Here is a 15,842-nt window from a genome sequence, read left to right as displayed (position 1 = left end):
TAGGGACTGGTTATTTTTTTAGGATGCATGTTCAAACTGACTGTTGTATAGATCGGCATAGAAGCCGCCTTTAGCCAGCAATTCCTCATGGTTACCCGTTTCGATAATGTCACCGTCCTTCATGACCAGAATCAGATCGGCGTTCTTGATCGTCGAGAGGCGGTGGGCAATCACAAAGGAGGTTTTCCCTACAGTCAGCTGGTCCATCGCTTGTTGAATTAGCAATTCCGTACGCGTATCGACCGAGCTTGTGGCCTCATCCAGAATGAGCATGGGTGCATCTTCAATCATGGCTCTTGCAATGGTAATCAATTGCTTTTGACCGGCAGAGAGATTGGCTTTGTCGTCCAGCATCGTATCATAGCCCTGCGGCAGTGTTTTAAGGAAGCTGTGCAGCCCCACCGCTCTACATGCGGCTTCCACCTGTTTATCGGTAACATGTTCTTTGGAAAAGGCAATATTCTCACGGATCGTTCCTTCAAACAGCCAGGTATCCTGCAGCACCATACAGAATAATCGATGAATATTCTCACGTGTTAATTGGCTGATCGGGGTTCCGTCAATATAGATTTCCCCACCGTTCAGCTCATAGAACCGCATGAGCAAATTCACGAGCGTGGTCTTACCGGCGCCTGTCGGACCGACAATGGCAATTTTCTGACCGGCTTCAGCTTTCATGGAGAAGTCCTTGATAATCATACGGTCTTCGTTATAACCGAAACGGACATGTTTGAATTCGACATCCCCTTTGGCGTTGTCCAGCTTCTTGGTCTTGTCGCTCTCATCTGCCAATTCTTCTTCACCCAGAAATTCGAATACACGTTCACTCGCGGCAGCCGCCGATTGCAGATTGGTTGCGGCCTGTGCCAGCTGTGACAAGGGCTGTGTAAACAGACGAATATACACCATGAAGGCCACAATGGTTCCGATCGTTATAGCATGTTGGTTCACCAGCAAAGCGCCCACGACACAGACCGCAACATAACCGAAATTCCCAATGAACATCATGACTGGCATCATTAGGCCAGACATGAACTGGGATTTCCATGCATTTGTATATAAGCGGCTGTTAATGCCATGGAACACTTCCTTGGCTGCTTTTTCTCCGTTATATACCTTGACTACGTTATGACCGGCATAGGTTTCTTCGATATGACCGTTGATCTGGCCAAGTTCCGCTTGCTGTGCTACAAAATATTTCTGTGAATGCTTCATAATCACGGTCATCAGGGAAAAACCGATCAGCGTAGCTACAATCCCGGTAACGGTCATGATCCAGTTCGTATACAGCATCATAATCAAGGCGCCCACGAAGGTTGCCAGCGCGCTGACAAGCGTACCGAGACTGTTGTTTAACGTTTGCCCGATGGTATCGACATCGTTGGTCACACGGCTGAGCACATTACCGTAGCTCGTAGCGTCAAAATACTTCAAAGGCATATGATTGATTTTTCGGGAGAGCTCTGTCCGCATCTTCTTTGTAAGACGCTGTGACACGGTTGCCGTAATGAAGCCTTGGAAATAGTTAAAGATAAGACCAAGACCATACAAAAGCGCCAATACAAGAACAATCTTCTGGACAGCACCCACATCAATCCCTGTTACGATTCCTTTCTGGATCAGATTGGCAATATCGCTGAGCTTATCCGGGCCAATTACGTTGAAGATGGAACCTGCCAGAGCAAGCACCATAGAGAGCATAACCATAGGTATATAGGACTTGCTATAGGATAAGAGCTGTTTGAGGGTCTTTTTAAAATGATTCGCTTTTTTATCAGCATCCATGTTGCCCGCAGGATCTCCACGCAGGGGACCTCGTTGTTTCATTTTCATGCTCTGGTTGCCTTCGGTGTGTTCATTCTTATCCATGTACGAGTTCCTCCTTTGAAAGCTGCGAATAAGCGATCTCCTGATAGGTGCTGCAGTTCGCCATCAGCTCATCATGTGTGCCGCTCCCTACAATCTCACCCTGTTCCAGTACGATAATTTGGTCAGCGTCCTTAATGGTGCCTATGCGCTGAGCAACAATGAGTGTCGTAGCATGGTCGGTTTCTTTTTTGAGAGCCGAGCGCAGAATTCGGTCTGTTTTATAGTCCAGTGCTGAAAAGGAATCATCAAAGATATAAATCTCCGGCTGACGGTAGATGGCACGCGCAATGGACAGACGCTGCTTTTGACCGCCTGATACGTTCGTTCCACCTTGTGAAATCCGTCCCTGATACTGACCGTCCATTTTTTCGACAAATTCCGTGCCTTGGGCAATCCCTACGGCTGCCTGGATGAGTTTCTCCGAAGCCTCTGCTCTTCCGTTATCGCCGTACGAAACGTTGGATGCCACTGTACCGCTGAAAAGCACGGCTTTCTGAGGGACATACCCGATTTTGTTATGAAGTGCATGCTGGTTATAGTTTTTGACATTGACACCATTCACGAGCACTTCTCCCTCGGTCACATCATAGAAACGGGGAATCAGATTGATTACGCTAGTTTTACCGCTGCCAGTCGCGCCGATGAAGGCAACTGTCTCACCCCGTTTCGCCGTAAAGCTAATATCGCGGAGCACGGGCTCCTCGGCGTCCGGATATTTGAAGCTGACATTACGAAATTCCACCTGTCCCATAACGCCTTTTTCTCCAGCCGTCTCATGCCCGTTCATGATGCTGGATTGGGTGTTCAATACCTCCATGATCCGTTTGGCAGAAATCGAAGCGCGAGGCATCAGGAAGAAAATCATACTAACCATCATAAAGGCCATGACCACCTGCATCGCATAAGAGGAGAATACGACCATATTGGAGAACAGCGCAATGCGGTCCGGCACGGCCGCCCCGTTAATCAGGTAAGCGCCGATCCAATAGATAGAGACACTCAGACCCGACATAATAAAGGTCATACCCGGGCCAATCATTGCCATTAACCGGTTCGCAAACAGGTTTGTATTCGTCAATTCAATGTTGGCCTGCTCAAACTTTTCCTCCTGATACTGATCTGCATTATAAGCGCGCACCACCCGAAGTCCAGTCAGATGCTCACGTGTTACCCTGTTCAGATTATCGGTGAGACGCTGGATTCGCTGGAAACTGGGGAGGGCGAAAATAACAATAACACTTAGCATCAGGATCAAAACAGCCACGGCCGCTCCTGTAGAGGCGGTCCACTGCCAGTTTTTGTCCGCAATCTTCACAATAGCCCACACGGCCAAAATCGGTGCCTTGACGATCACCTGCAGTCCCAACGCAACGATCGTTTGAATCTGGGTAACATCGTTCGTGGTGCGGGTGATGAGGCTTGCCGTCGAAAAGCTGTTCATCTCTTCCATTGAAAAGGACAAGGTCTTATCAAACACCATCGCACGCAGACGCATGGCCAGCCCTGCCGCCACCTTCGCCGCGAAATAGCCAACAATAATAGATGCAATCATACTGCCGACTGCACACAACAGCATGTAACTGCCGGGAATCAGCAGTTCCGACATAGGCGTTCCTTCCCTTTGCAGCTTGGTCGTAATTTCTGCCATATAATCAGGCAGCTTCAGATCAAGCCAAACCTGCACAACGATGAAAGCCAGGCTGCAAAGCACGAGCATCCATTCATTTTTCTTGAGATATTTGAATATCTTTAGCATTCTGTTGCTCTCCTTTTATCTGAAAATCTTAGGTGTTTGGTGCAATTTGATGCACCCTGCATGCGACCTGCTTAGGAATTCAACTTTTAGAGACAATAAGCTTAATGAGTCGGATAAATTCTTTGGCATCCTGTTCGTCCAGCTTGCGAAGAATGCTCTCGGTCCATGCGATTCCTTCATTATACTTATCAATCATAAATTGCTTGCCTGAATCCGTAATGAATACAATCACCTTACGTTTGTCGGTGACATCGGTACGGCGTACAACCAAACCTTTCTTCTCCAGGCTCTTCAGCGCCGTTGCTACCCGCCCTGTACTGACGGACAAGTATTCGCTCAAGTGGCCCGAAGTAACCCCACCCTTATTGAAATTCAGACAGATGAGAATCCCCATTTCACCACGTGAGTAGTGCCCTTGCTCCTCTAATGACGGTTTGTGCTTTTTGACAATATACTCGAATAGTTCTGTCGCTAATGTCTTATAATCCAATGGTCACAACACCTTCTGGCTTTTATCTTATACTATAAGATAATAATGACGCCCGGATAAAAAGTCAATTCGAGAAAATATGGAATACAAGAAGCATCCATGACCATTTTCACGGGAATACATTGAATACAAAGCTTTAAATGTCATACTTGTACTTCCATCAATTTTGCCCATACAAAAACCCGCAGCCTTCCGAAGCGACAGGTTACGGTTGTGTTGTGGATAGGAAACAGATAAAATCACAGGAACGTTATCATGCTTATTTTGAAAATAACTGCTCTGCGTCATCAATGGAGGCCGATGGTCAGATCCTGAAGGGACGATTCCGATGCATATTGAACTCAGCCGCAATAGCAGTGTCAAATTATATCTACAGATTGCCAAAACATTGGCGGACCGTATCCAATCCGGACTGCTGCCTCAGGGTACAAAGCTTCCCTCTGTCCGCCATTTGTCTAGTCTGCTTTCGGTTAGCCCTGTAACTGTAAGCAAGGCGTATGCGGAGCTGGAATCCATACATCTTGTGGTGTGTACACAGGGAAAGGGATGCTATGTAGCCGAGCCTTCTGTATCTTCGCATCGTGAGGAAGCGCTGGATTTATCTTGGCAAATGTCGCTGATAGATTACTTGCCGCGTGCACAGTTGTGGAGAAACTTCAACCATAGCCGACAGGTTCCCTATTCCTTTCATATTGCCGCAGTTCAGCCAGAGCTTCTTCCCACTCGTGAAATCATTGATGATACCCAACGTTTATCCTCCGAAGATCCCGATGCGATGGCTGTTTACGGCACCTTCAAAGGGGATGTAGAACTGAGGGAAGTATTTGCAACTCACCTGAGCGAACGTGGAATCCGTACTGCAGCGGAACATCTACTTGTGACAAGCGGTGCCCAGCAGGGGATTGATCTTGTGGCGCGTACGTTCGTTGGCCCCGGTGACATCGTCTATATGGAGGCTCCTACATATACGGGTGCGATTGATGTATTTACCAGCCGTGGTGCTAAGGTGGTCATGATTCCGATGGATGAGCAGGGCATGCGCATGGATATCCTGACACGCCTCTGTGACACTCATCCTCCCAAGCTGATCTATACGATACCTACCTTTCATAATCCCACTGGAATAACCTTAACGACGGTCAGACGCATGCAACTTCTGGATCTGGCGCAAAGTTATCATTGTCTGATCGTCGAAGATGATCCGTTTTCTGATCTGTACTACAAAACAAAGCCACCGTTTCCCATTAAGGCGCATGATCTGTCCGGACATGTGATTTATATTAAAAGCTTCAGTAAAACCGTCGCTCCCGGCTGTCGTATCGCTTGTGTAGTGGCTACAGGAAGTGTGCTGGACCGCCTTGTGGCAGCCAAGTCAACTACGGATCTGGGAAGCCCTTTGTTGACGCAAAAAGCATTGTTACCTTTCATCAGGCATCGGCTGGATAACCATTTCGTCTCGTTAAGAGATCAAATGCAGGACCGTCTGATCACTGCTTTGCACACACTCCAGCGCTTTGCCCCTGCAGAAGTCACCTGGCAAGCACCTGAGGGTGGTCTTAATATATGGATAAAACTCCCGCCTGCTGTTGATATCGCAGAGCTGGGACGATTAGCTGATCGTGAAGGCATATCCTTTTTACCAGGAGGGGTATGTTATGCAGGTGGTATGGAAAGTAATCATATTCGCATTTCCTTTTCATACACGGCCAAGGACACACTCGAAGCAGGATTGCGCAAGTTATGCCGCTTGCTGGGAGAACTGCTTGACCGCTCGGTCATCATGGAACGAAGGCCTATTCTGTAAGGATATTTGCAATAGGGGTTAATCATCCAATCACAGGGAACTCCTTTGTAATATGCTGTACTAATTCACCGAAAGGAGTTGCACATTATGAGTCATTGCCCTAACGAACCGATCGTGTGCCCGCCGATCCAATTTGTAAATCATCAATTTTTCCCACAAGTGGTGCCTGTAGTTCATCCGATTGAAATTATCAACCAAGCGCACATTATACCTGTACCACACCATGTATTCCCAGTGACTGTAAAAGACCCTTCTGATCCTTGCTGTCATACCCTCAGTCATACTCGCAGTAATGGCAAGCGTCAGGTACGTAGCAGCTCTAAACGCTAAGGGATTACAAAAAAAGCAGCCATGAACCGTACATGGCTGCTTTTACAAACGGAATCTTTTACGTTTCCAGCATCTTCAAAAGGGATTTGATCTTGTTACTCAAATGCTGTGGATAGAACTGCAAAGGAACATACGGACGTTGAGCTGCTTTCAACGCCTTATATACGTCGATTTGGCCATATCCAAAATATTTGTCATGCCCTGGTGTACCCAAATCAATCACACTGTGTCTCATTAAATCCATAACCTCTTTGTTCGTCAGGTCGGGGTTGATGGAACGGACAAGGGCCGCGAGCGCTGATACATGCGGACTGGCCATCGAAGTGCCTGAGAGGGCGGCGTATTGGTTCCCCGGATACGTGCTTGCTATGCTTGCGCCGGGGGCCATAACATCAACATAATCTCCATAGTTGGAAAAAGAAGCCCGGTGCATAGACGCATCTGTGGCAGATACGGCAAATACTTCCGGATAGGCTGCGGGATAGCCTGGCCGTTCCGTATTATCATTTCCCGTGGCTGCGACTAATACAACATCCTTGTCATAGGCATATTTAATCGCATCGTGTAAAAATTCAGCTTGCGCATAATTACCGAGGCTCAAATTAATGACCTTGGCTCCATGGTCTGCAGCCCATATAATACCCTCTGCCACGGAATAAGTGGTCCCGGACCCGGATTGATCGAGTACCTTGACAGGCATGACCTTGTTATACCATGTCATGCCGGCAACTCCCTCTCCGTTGTTCACGAGCGCGGATATGATGCCGGCAACATGCGTTCCGTGACCAACGTCATCGTAAGGTTTTTCTTTCGGGCTAACTACGTTGTGTCCCGGGAGGATTTGGCCCTTCAAATCAGGATGGTCCATATCCACTCCCGTATCCACGACGGCTACGACGACATTTTTGCTGCCTTTGGATAATGCCCAGCCCCGGTTGGTTTCGGTGGCTGGCAGATTCCACTGATAGCGGGAAAAGAGCAGGTCATTCGGAATAGAGACATCCGACGCTTTTACGGGTTTCTTTTCATTCGTCAGATACATGTAGTGAGGTTCTGCATATACCGGGTTCCACTTCTGCGAGAAATATTGCTTTAGCTCTTTGAAGTTCATGTTATTCGAATGAAACACATACGTATAACCGAGCTTTCGGCCTGGCTCACAGTTCAAATCTGCTGCGATCTCGCGCAATTGCCGTTGATCAGGATTGTGGCGGAAGCGAACGACGATTTCATTCTCAAAATAATGGCTCGCATTTTCATTGTCATGACCCGTCTTGACGGTAATATCATGCAGTGTGTCGGGATGTACCGATTCGATTTTGTAGCTGCCTTCCTTCGGATAGGGGATCAAGCGCAGGTTTTTGCGCTGATGCTTTTCCACGTCATGAAGCACTTGCTGGCTGACCAGTGCGGCAACGCCGTATGTTCCGTCAGTCGCTGGTTCTGCCATAACAAAATATTTTCGACCCTCGACCTGAAAGGCTGCGGATTCGTAAGATTTGTTTTGCAGGACGGAACGGCGAGCCACTGTCAGACTGTTTTTGACTTGAGCGTCATTAAGCAGACGGGATTGTGTCTTTCTGCCTGTGTAGGTTGTGCTCTTCGCGTCACGTGTATTGATCCACTGTAGCGTGTGAAGATGACTGTGTGACTGCTGAAACTTGCGAGCAAAATGCTTTTTCTGATCATTGGTTTTACCATTCAGTTCACGCATTACGTATTCAATATCCTGTCTGGCGTCCATGCGAGTGATGGTGTCTGTAGCGGACAAGTCCAAAGCCAACATTCCTTTTTTGAGCTGCTTTTCCTGCTGTGGTACCATTTTTGCCGTATATTCGGGCTGTGGTGTGTGGCGGTGATCTCGGGAAGGCAGCATCAGGGTGATGACAAGCACCCCTGCGGCTGCTCCGATCAGGGGTTTTAACCATTTTTGCCGAGACATGGGACCGTCCTCCTTGGGAGTTTATGATTTATGGTTAGCGTGAGAAGGTTGGCATGTTTTTATACCTTTCAATCCTTATTTGTGGTAGGATAAATACTGAAAATTACAGCTCTTTCGGTTAGAAGGATCTATTTTCGGGTAACCAAATTGATGAACAAGCAACAAATAAGGGGGAGCTGCATTGATGTCAGCAGTCAACGTACAAAAATTATGTGAGTCGGCGCAGGAGAAACTGAAATCTGCCGTGGAACGGGTGGAAGCATTTCTTAATGAGCATGCACTGCCGGAGCTGGCTATGGATCGCAGTGAGGAGTCCGTACTCTTTTACAAAGGCTTTTTGTCAGATCTCCGCCATGTCCTTGTTTTTTCCGAAGTATCTTATGAAAAGCTGGGTGTGGCTTTGCGCCGTGCCAACTTTGACGTCGATTTTGCGGAAAAGGCATTGTATAACGTTTACCATGACTGCGTGAACAGCTTTTTTTATCCCAAAAATGAATCTTACGCAGAGGACGGTCGCTACGCTTATACGGGACAAGATGCTATACGCTTCCGTAAAACGCCAGTGAATCCCGCCCGCGAAGTGATCATGGACATTACGAAAAATTTTGAAGAATTGCGCGATGATCTTGCTTATTATGAAAGTGATTATTTGACCCAGCGCCGGATGCAGACTCGTCGCACACATGCATAAGTATCTAGCCCGTTGATTTTTTCAATTAAAAACAAATGAGACAAGCAAGTCGTTTCCTGTTTGCTTCCTGCCAGTGTGGAGGAGGTGCCGGAAACGGCTTTTTTCGTATGTCACCAACTGCCATATGCCGTGGCGCATAGGTGAACGATACCGGGGGGACAATGAATTCGAGGTGATGATCATGAGCCAAGAGGCCAAGCCAATAGTCAAATGCAGCGTAGCCAATTGTCATTATTGGGGAGAAAACAACTTGTGCAAGGCAGATTTGATCATGATAGAAATTGACAGTCACGCCGGGAAAAAATTTGATGAAGAATATGCGGGCGAAAGCTTCAGCTCAGTCGAACGTGACCAGGCTGCAACTTCTGCAGCAACCTGTTGTCACACCTTTAAACCAAAGTCTCTGTAACAATCCATCCCGCGAATCATTACGTAATTGGAGGTGCAGTGTATTATGGAAGATCATGAAACTGATAAGCATCGAGACGAAGAGAATTTTAGCCGCAAGCGTGTGGATTATCCCCGTCGTATTCAAGAACGCTCTGCCAAGCGTCGCAACCATCAAGAGGAATATGCGGCTGAGGTAGCTCCCGGCTCACCAGCCGTGACTCGGCATAAGGACAAGGATGAGCAGCATGTCATAAGCAAAAGTGGACGTATCTCAGGCTATATCGGTTTAGCCGCAGGTATTGCCGCACTGTTTATGTGGTCTATTGTGCTGGGGCCTATTGCTGCAGTGTTGGGTTTTTTTGCTTATGTAAATGGGAACAAAACAACAGGTATTTGGTCGATCGGGCTGGGTGCGCTGGCGACATTAAGCTACTTTGCTTTTATTCCGTTTGTACGTTGATTCCATGAAGGTTCGAAAAACCGGGTAATCGCTTGCCTGTCCAAGTAGAAATGATTAAAGCGATCTGTCTGCATCAAGTCAGTACCATGAAGCTCCGCTGTCATTTCGACAGATACGGAGCTTTTTTTCGTTAAAAAGTATGGCAGTACATAACAAAACGTTGTATCATAAGCAGTAATGATAGGCTGTTTGGGATATAACAACTAAAGAAAGTTGGGAATACCACATGCAAATAGATCCGCGCGTGTCCAAATCCATAATCGATACGCAATTGTTGAATAATATAAGTGCTACAGCACAAACGGGAACAACGGATGCTTTTTCCGGATTGCTCGAGCAGACAGGCCAGTTGGAGACAGATGATGCTGCAGCTCGTGTCAATTCAGGGGATGTTACAAGGGATGAAAATGGTTTGCTCTGGCTCCAATTGGGACCATCGAGAGGGGCAGCTTCGCCATTGGCGGTATATCCTTCTTCCAGCACAGCAACCGATGGGCCAACCAAACCTACGGCTTATGATGATCTAATTAACGAGGCCAGCAATAAATACGGGGTTCCGGTGTCGCTGATTAAAGCGGTCATTGATACGGAATCTTCGTTTAACCCGCTGGTCACTTCTTCAGCCGGAGCCAAAGGACTTATGCAGCTTATGGATGCTACGGCCCAAGGATTGGGAGTTAGCGATTCGTATGACCCTGCACAAAATATTGATGCCGGAGTTCGTTATTTGTCTTACCAGATCAAACGTTTTAACGGACAGGAAAATATGGCCTTGGCAGCTTATAATGCGGGTCCCGGACGGGTACAGCGACTGGGCGTGAATAGTGACGAGCAGTTGATGGCTGTCCTGGACAAGCTTCCAGTAGAAACGCAAAAGTATATTACCAAAATTCAGAACGCACGTGAAAAATATACGATTTAAGCCCTGTAGCTTATAAAGAAAAACAAAATTTTAATCAGACAGGTCCGCAGGCAGGATCAATATGGGGAAAGGGTGTCACTGTGTAATGCAGTGACCTTTCCCTGTTTTGGTCTTTTTTTGTTGTAGAGGTTGCAGGGCAGAAAGGGGAGTTCCATGAAATATTTTGATTATGCAGCGACAACTCCGCCTTTTGAAGAGGTGATTACGACGATTGCAGAGGTGATGAGACGCCACTATGGCAACCCGTCCTCAATGCATCGGTACGGGGAAGATGCGGATAAGCTGCTTAAACGTTCCCGGGAGGTTTGTGCTACAGCTTTGGACGTACATCCGGCGGAGATTGTGTTCACATCCGGGGCAACGGAAAGCAATAATCTCGCTATTAAGGGAGTGGCCTTGCAGTATCAGGCCAGAGGCAAGCATATCGTTACAGTATCCACGGAGCATCCGTCTGTGTATGAGGCTTGCAAACAGTTGGCAAAAGTGGGATTTGAGGTCACATTTCTGCCCGTTGATGCGGAAGGGCATGTCAGTGCAGAGCAGGTTTGTGCAGCTATCCGCAAAGACACGATTTTAGTCAGCATTATGCATGTCAATAATGAGACGGGAAGGGTGCAGCCGCTACATGATATCGGAGCCGCGCTGAAGGAACAGTTCCCGCGTGTACTGTTTCATGTTGATGGTGTGCAGGGCTATGGAAAGCTTCCGGTAGATATCCGGGGCTGGAAGGCTGATTTGTACAGCCTGTCCGCACATAAGCTGCGCGGTCCCAAAGGAGCCGGACTGCTTGTGGTTCGGGAAGGTGTGGAGCTTTTCCCACTGCTTAGCGGAGGCTCTCAGGAGCAGGGATTTCGTGCCGGTACGGAAAATGTTCCGCTGCTTGTCGGCATGTCCAAGGCAGTGCGGCTGGCGGGCGAATGGCAAGCAGAGGCGGCGCAGCGTATGACTGTTTGGAGAGATCGGGTAGCCGCGGAAGTGAAGACGATCCCCCAATTGCGACTGAATAGCGGGGAGGAAGCACCGCACATTGTCCATTTTTCGTATCCGGGTATGAAGGCAGAGGTGCTGCTGCATACGCTGGAGCAATTGGGCTTTGCGGTATCGACCCAATCGGCTTGTTCCTCCAAATTAGCCGAGCCTAGCCGGATTTTGCTGGCGATGGGTCGAAATGATGCGGAAGCGTCTGGCGGCATTCGGATCAGCTTCGGGGATGAACATACGGAACAGGATATTGACGAGCTTATTCTCGCGCTCCGCCAGGCTGTGGCGCAGTTGGAATCCCTTGAAAGGTGGAAACGTTAAAATGAATTATGATATGTTGTTGCTTCGCTTTGGCGAATTTACATTAAAAGGGAAAAACCGCGCCCGTTTTGAAAAGGCGGTACTGAATCATGTGAAGCTGTTGCTCAAGCCGTTTCCCGGCGCTTCTTTGCGTAAGGAATTTGGACGGATTTATGTAGTTCTCGGAGGAGAGCCTTATGAGCAGATCATTCAGGTGCTACAAAAAGTCTTTGGTATCACCACCATCAGTCCTGTTAAAATGGCTCCTGTTGAGCTTGACACGATTATTGAGACCTCTGTAGCCTTGATGCGTGAGTTGAACCCAACGGAAGGAACGACTTTCAAGGTAAATGCCCGCAGGGTGTGGAAGGGATTTGCCCATTCCTCTCATGAGATGAATCATTTGATCGGTTCGCCGGTACTGCGCGAGTTTCCAGTGTTAAAGGTCGATGTCCGCCAACCGGATATCGAGCTACGGGTGGAAGTCAGAGAGCAGGCGGCTTATATATTTAGCGATATTATTACGGCTGTAGGAGGCTATCCGTTAGGTACAAACGGCAAAGCTATGCTGCTACTCTCGGGCGGAATCGACAGTCCGGTAGCGGGATGGTCCTCCATGCGCAGAGGATTGGAAATCGAATGCGTCCATTTTTACAGCTATCCATTTACGAGTGAGCGTGCGAAAGAAAAGGTTATTGACTTGGCGAGGGTATTGGCAGGTTACGCGGGACGCATCAAGATTCATCTTGTACCCTTTACTGAGGTGCAGACGGCTTTTACACGTACCGGACAGGATAATTTGATCATCACACTGATGAGACGGTCTATGCTGCGTATTGCAACGATGCTGGCGGAGCGTGAAGGGGCGCTGGCGCTAGTGACGGGGGACAGTCTCGGCCAGGTAGCCAGCCAAACTTTATCGAGCATGAATGTGATAGGGCGTTCGACGGAGTTACCGCTGCTGCGACCTCTTGTGATGATGGATAAACAGGAAATTACGGAAATAGCCAAGCAAATTGGCACATACGATTTATCTATCCTGCCGTATGAGGATTGCTGCACGTTGTTTGTTCCCAAATCTCCAACGACCAATCCTAATTTATGGGTTGTTCAAAAGATCGAAGCCTCTATTCGGGATTTAAATACGTTGATTGAGCAGGCCGTGGCTACAACGGAGACTGTTGTTCTTGAGGCAGATGGAGCTATAGAGGGACGTAAAGAGGAAGTTGTGCAAGAGGATTGGTTTTAAAATCTTTTAAGATGCCACGTTTAGCGGTATACAAAAAGGCAGATCCATCGACTATTGTCGGGTCTGCCTCTTTTTAGATTAGAGATAAGATATACGAGGTTTTTCTTAGGAATTATTTCAAAACAGCTTTTTTTCGACTGGATATGGCTCTGCGGTTTTGAAGATAGCCTGTGAGCAAAATACCAACCATCACTGAGGCAATAAACAGGACACGCAGCGCGGGGTGTGCGGTAAAGTATGGCTCCAGCTTGCGTTCTTCGGTAATCATATTGGAGGCGGTATAGCCAAGCACAGCCGAGCCCAAATAGATGATCCAGGGGAATTTGTTAATAAGCTTGATGAAAAGAGTGCTTCCCCATACGACAATCGGCACGCTGATCAGCAGACCGAGCACCACCAGTATCAAATGCTGCTGGGCAGCGCCTGCGACGGCGATCACATTGTCCAGTCCCATGGCTGCATCAGCTATAACGATGGTGCGTATAGCGCCCCATAAACTCGTGCCGGCTTTGACTTCGGCGTGATCCTCCTGATCTACCAGCAGCTTGTATGCAATCCAGATCAGCATTATTCCTCCGACGAGTAGCAGCCACGGCACTTGAAGCAGCCAAAGCACGACAATCGTGGCGGCTATACGAATGAGTAGAGCACCTCCGGTACCGTACAGTATCGCTTTTTTTTGCGTTTCGGGCGGTAGCTTTCGGGCGGCAAGCCCAATTACAATAGCGTTATCTCCTGCAAGCAGAAGGTCAATAAATATCACATTAAGCAGTAGCCAAAAAAACTGAAATCCGGACATGTCAATCGTTCTCATCTCCCTGATTAAACAACCTACTAAGTTCAGTATGCTCTGTTTATGATTAATACCCGTTTCCCGGAAATACGATTCATTATATTGCTGTTTGCTAATCATTTCAAGGATTATGCTCAACAAATCAGGTGTTGATTTTTAATAAATTATGGATATGTTTAATAAAATTATTAGATTCCTCGGTGTACAAGCATACCCTCGTCCTATTTCGCATACAAGTAGGATGGGGGTGTTTGTACACATGGAGCATATCATTTTGCTGTTGAAAATATTAATGATCAATTTGGTGTTAAGCGGTGATAATGCGGTTGTTATAGCCATGGCGAGCAAAAACTTGCCTGCAAGACAGCGGAGCCAAGCAATATGGTGGGGGGCGCTCGGCGCAGTTGCCCTGCGCTGTGTGTTGACTTTTGCAGCTGTCATTTTGCTAGGCATACCCTTCATTCAGGCAGCAGGTGGTCTGCTCTTGTTATGGATTGCGTTTAAGCTGCTTTATGAGAATAACGATAATATGGGAGTAAGAGCAGAAACGACCATATGGAAGGCTATACAAGTGATTCTGGTAGCGGATTTTGTGATGAGTCTGGATAACGTATTGGCTATTGCAGCACTTGCAAATGGGGACATTGCGATCATTGTCATCGGTATTGCGATTAGCATTCCAATTGTGGTGTGGGGAAGCAACGTTATTGCAGTCTGGCTTCACCGTTTCCCTGTACTTGTTCTACTCGGATCTGCAATACTGGCCTTCACAGCAGGTGAAATGCTACTGCGTGATCCCAAACTGGGAGCATGGTTAGCCGGGTCTGGGGAAGTTTTACATTCATGGTTACCGGGATTACTGGTCATCGTAGTTGTAATAGCAGGATTATATCAGCAGTTGCGAGCCCGCCGCATTTGAACGTAGTTTTTTTGGAAAACATCGGCTAAACTATACATAGGGCTTTTGCAAATGCCGGGGAATCTACTCGTTTTTTGTAAAAACACTATACTTACAAAAATACACTTGAAAACATTCTTATTAAGAGACCAAAAAACAAATCCAGCAAATAAAGGAGACCACGATGAATTCCGGAAAAGAGCGTATGATCGGATTGGGCATCATTGCCGTAGGACTGATTATTTTGTTAGGAAAACTGGGGGTCTTCTCCTTTTTGGGACAATACTTCTGGCCCTTGCTGATTCTAGTACCTGGTATTATACTGCATGCGTTGAACATGATGCGTAAGATTTCTCCCATTATGCTGCTGCCGGCCGGGATTTTGTCGGTGTACGGTTTTTTATTTTTTCTCTGTAATACATGGGGCTGGCATTTGATGGTCTATCTATGGCCTATGCTACTACTGGGTGTGGCGGTTGGATTATGGGAATACGCCATTAATGATATAACGCTACCTCGCACCTTATATACAGGGAGCATGATTTTGGGGCTCGTTTCGATATTTCTGCTGATTATCAGCATGTTAGGGACCGGAATTATTTATGTGGTTGCAGTTATACTGATCGGTGCGGGAATATGGTTGATGGTTAACAATCGCACCAAACGTAAATGGTGAAACGACAAGGTGTGCAAAATTTATGGCGGTAAATTACGGAACAGCCAATAATGTCTTGCTTTATGACATATTTCAACTATAATATAATGGATATGATAAGAGCGTCGGAACGTTTTCTGACGCTTATTTTAAGGTTTTCACGCGAATCGGAAAGAGAAGTTGCCTGCACAAAGCCTGAAATATACAGAGGGCTGGCAGGGAGCGGGCCTGAAGAACGATTGTTAGCCTTGGATAAGCATTACTTTCAGGATAGAGACACTATTTTGATATACGGAAAGGATATGGATACAA

At 47.3% G+C, this 15,842-nt stretch carries 15 protein-coding genes; 10 read left to right on the top strand and 5 right to left on the bottom strand.

From position 1 onward, the window contains the following. Nucleotides 1-18 precede the first annotated feature (18 nt). From E0698_RS13465 to E0698_RS13455, 3 genes are all read right to left on the bottom strand, one after another. Nucleotides 19-1,869 (bottom strand): ABC transporter ATP-binding protein, encoded by a 1,851-nt coding sequence (locus tag E0698_RS13465; RefSeq protein ID WP_192511888.1) that lies wholly within the window; start codon nt 1,867-1,869, stop codon nt 19-21. Beyond that, nucleotides 1,862-3,625 carry an ABC transporter ATP-binding protein gene (locus E0698_RS13460; RefSeq protein ID WP_149093300.1) on the bottom strand — a complete coding sequence of 588 codons (1,764 nt, stop codon included), beginning with the start codon at nt 3,623-3,625 and terminating at the stop codon, nt 1,862-1,864. The genes E0698_RS13465 and E0698_RS13460 overlap by 8 nt, the downstream gene beginning before the upstream one ends. A 79-nt stretch (nt 3,626-3,704) precedes the next feature. Continuing rightward, on the bottom strand, nt 3,705-4,115 hold the full coding sequence (locus E0698_RS13455; RefSeq protein WP_134913462.1) for a MarR family winged helix-turn-helix transcriptional regulator: 411 nt from the start codon (nt 4,113-4,115) through the stop codon (nt 3,705-3,707). A 328-nt stretch (nt 4,116-4,443) separates the two neighbouring features. Here E0698_RS13455 and pdxR point away from each other — a divergent pair, with 328 nt between their 5' ends. Together pdxR and E0698_RS13445 are read left to right on the top strand one after the other, a co-directional pair. After that, entirely contained in the window at nt 4,444-5,919 is a 1,476-nt protein-coding gene (gene pdxR, locus E0698_RS13450) for a MocR-like pyridoxine biosynthesis transcription factor PdxR (RefSeq protein WP_192511887.1), read from the top strand. Between the two features lie 87 nt (nt 5,920-6,006). Then, nucleotides 6,007-6,249, top strand: coding sequence for a hypothetical protein (locus E0698_RS13445; RefSeq protein ID WP_192511886.1), 243 nt, complete (start codon nt 6,007-6,009; stop codon nt 6,247-6,249). 58 nt (nt 6,250-6,307) lie between these two features. Here the strand turns inward: E0698_RS13445 and E0698_RS13440 are convergent, their stop codons facing one another. Beyond that, nucleotides 6,308-8,191: a S8 family peptidase gene (locus E0698_RS13440; protein WP_192511885.1), complete on the bottom strand. Its 1,884-nt coding sequence runs from the start codon at nt 8,189-8,191 to the stop codon at nt 6,308-6,310. Between the two features lie 184 nt (nt 8,192-8,375). Here E0698_RS13440 and E0698_RS13435 point away from each other — a divergent pair, with 184 nt between their 5' ends. From E0698_RS13435 to thiI, 6 genes are all read left to right on the top strand, one after another. Beyond that, a complete protein-coding gene (locus E0698_RS13435) occupies nt 8,376-8,882 on the top strand; it encodes a YpuI family protein (RefSeq protein WP_149093303.1) in 507 nt (168 codons plus the stop codon). A 181-nt stretch (nt 8,883-9,063) separates the two neighbouring features. Further along, entirely contained in the window at nt 9,064-9,291 is a 228-nt protein-coding gene (locus tag E0698_RS13430) for a DUF1540 domain-containing protein (RefSeq protein WP_149093304.1), read from the top strand. 45 nt (nt 9,292-9,336) lie between these two features. Beyond that, a complete protein-coding gene (locus tag E0698_RS13425) occupies nt 9,337-9,732 on the top strand; it encodes a hypothetical protein (protein WP_134913466.1) in 396 nt (131 codons plus the stop codon). A gap of 226 nt (nt 9,733-9,958) precedes the next feature. Further along, complete coding sequence (locus E0698_RS13420) at nt 9,959-10,654, top strand: lytic transglycosylase domain-containing protein (RefSeq protein WP_192511884.1); 696 nt, start codon at nt 9,959-9,961, stop codon at nt 10,652-10,654. Nucleotides 10,655-10,807: 153 nt separating this feature from the next. Continuing rightward, nucleotides 10,808-11,956, top strand: a complete 1,149-nt coding sequence (locus E0698_RS13415) for a cysteine desulfurase family protein (RefSeq protein WP_192511883.1) — start codon at nt 10,808-10,810, stop codon at nt 11,954-11,956. Between the two features lies 1 nt (nt 11,957). Continuing rightward, complete coding sequence (gene thiI / locus E0698_RS13410; protein WP_134913469.1) at nt 11,958-13,184, top strand: tRNA uracil 4-sulfurtransferase ThiI; 1,227 nt, start codon at nt 11,958-11,960, stop codon at nt 13,182-13,184. A 112-nt stretch (nt 13,185-13,296) separates the two neighbouring features. On the opposite strand, the gene E0698_RS13405 is transcribed toward thiI, so the two are convergent. Then, nucleotides 13,297-13,983 (bottom strand): TerC family protein, encoded by a 687-nt coding sequence (locus E0698_RS13405; protein WP_223264089.1) that lies wholly within the window; start codon nt 13,981-13,983, stop codon nt 13,297-13,299. 253 nt (nt 13,984-14,236) lie between these two features. Here E0698_RS13405 and E0698_RS13400 point away from each other — a divergent pair, with 253 nt between their 5' ends. Both E0698_RS13400 and E0698_RS13395 read left to right on the top strand, forming a co-directional pair. Further along, nucleotides 14,237-14,896 (top strand): TerC family protein, encoded by a 660-nt coding sequence (locus tag E0698_RS13400; protein WP_192511882.1) that lies wholly within the window; start codon nt 14,237-14,239, stop codon nt 14,894-14,896. A gap of 163 nt (nt 14,897-15,059) precedes the next feature. Then, nucleotides 15,060-15,551: a hypothetical protein gene (locus E0698_RS13395; RefSeq protein WP_192511881.1), complete on the top strand. Its 492-nt coding sequence runs from the start codon at nt 15,060-15,062 to the stop codon at nt 15,549-15,551. Nucleotides 15,552-15,842: the final 291 nt, after the last annotated feature.

The sequence above is a fragment of the Paenibacillus sp. 23TSA30-6 genome (genome assembly GCF_014858585.1).
GTDB lineage: Bacteria > Bacillota > Bacilli > Paenibacillales > Paenibacillaceae > Paenibacillus.
Note: the sequence above shows the minus strand (reverse complement) of the source record. Positions and strands in the feature narration are given on the sequence as shown.

What these genes read in the sequence shown, in the direction of transcription:
- E0698_RS13435 (WP_149093303.1), top strand. Translation starts at nt 8,376, where the DNA reads ATGTCAGCAGTCAACGTACAAAAATTATGTGAGTCGGCGCAGGAGAAA.
- E0698_RS13395 (WP_192511881.1), top strand. Translation starts at nt 15,060, where the DNA reads ATGAATTCCGGAAAAGAGCGTATGATCGGATTGGGCATCATTGCCGTA.
- E0698_RS13425 (WP_134913466.1), top strand. Translation starts at nt 9,337, where the DNA reads ATGGAAGATCATGAAACTGATAAGCATCGAGACGAAGAGAATTTTAGC.
- E0698_RS13415 (WP_192511883.1), top strand. Translation starts at nt 10,808, where the DNA reads ATGAAATATTTTGATTATGCAGCGACAACTCCGCCTTTTGAAGAGGTG.
- E0698_RS13430 (WP_149093304.1), top strand. Translation starts at nt 9,064, where the DNA reads ATGAGCCAAGAGGCCAAGCCAATAGTCAAATGCAGCGTAGCCAATTGT.
- E0698_RS13465 (WP_192511888.1), bottom strand. Translation starts at nt 1,869, where the DNA reads ATGGATAAGAATGAACACACCGAAGGCAACCAGAGCATGAAAATGAAA.
- E0698_RS13400 (WP_192511882.1), top strand. Translation starts at nt 14,237, where the DNA reads ATGGAGCATATCATTTTGCTGTTGAAAATATTAATGATCAATTTGGTG.
- E0698_RS13440 (WP_192511885.1), bottom strand. Translation starts at nt 8,191, where the DNA reads ATGTCTCGGCAAAAATGGTTAAAACCCCTGATCGGAGCAGCCGCAGGG.
- E0698_RS13445 (WP_192511886.1), top strand. Translation starts at nt 6,007, where the DNA reads ATGAGTCATTGCCCTAACGAACCGATCGTGTGCCCGCCGATCCAATTT.
- E0698_RS13405 (WP_223264089.1), bottom strand. Translation starts at nt 13,983, where the DNA reads ATGTCCGGATTTCAGTTTTTTTGGCTACTGCTTAATGTGATATTTATT.
- pdxR (WP_192511887.1), top strand. Translation starts at nt 4,444, where the DNA reads ATGCATATTGAACTCAGCCGCAATAGCAGTGTCAAATTATATCTACAG.
- E0698_RS13420 (WP_192511884.1), top strand. Translation starts at nt 9,959, where the DNA reads ATGCAAATAGATCCGCGCGTGTCCAAATCCATAATCGATACGCAATTG.
- thiI (WP_134913469.1), top strand. Translation starts at nt 11,958, where the DNA reads ATGAATTATGATATGTTGTTGCTTCGCTTTGGCGAATTTACATTAAAA.
- E0698_RS13460 (WP_149093300.1), bottom strand. Translation starts at nt 3,625, where the DNA reads ATGCTAAAGATATTCAAATATCTCAAGAAAAATGAATGGATGCTCGTG.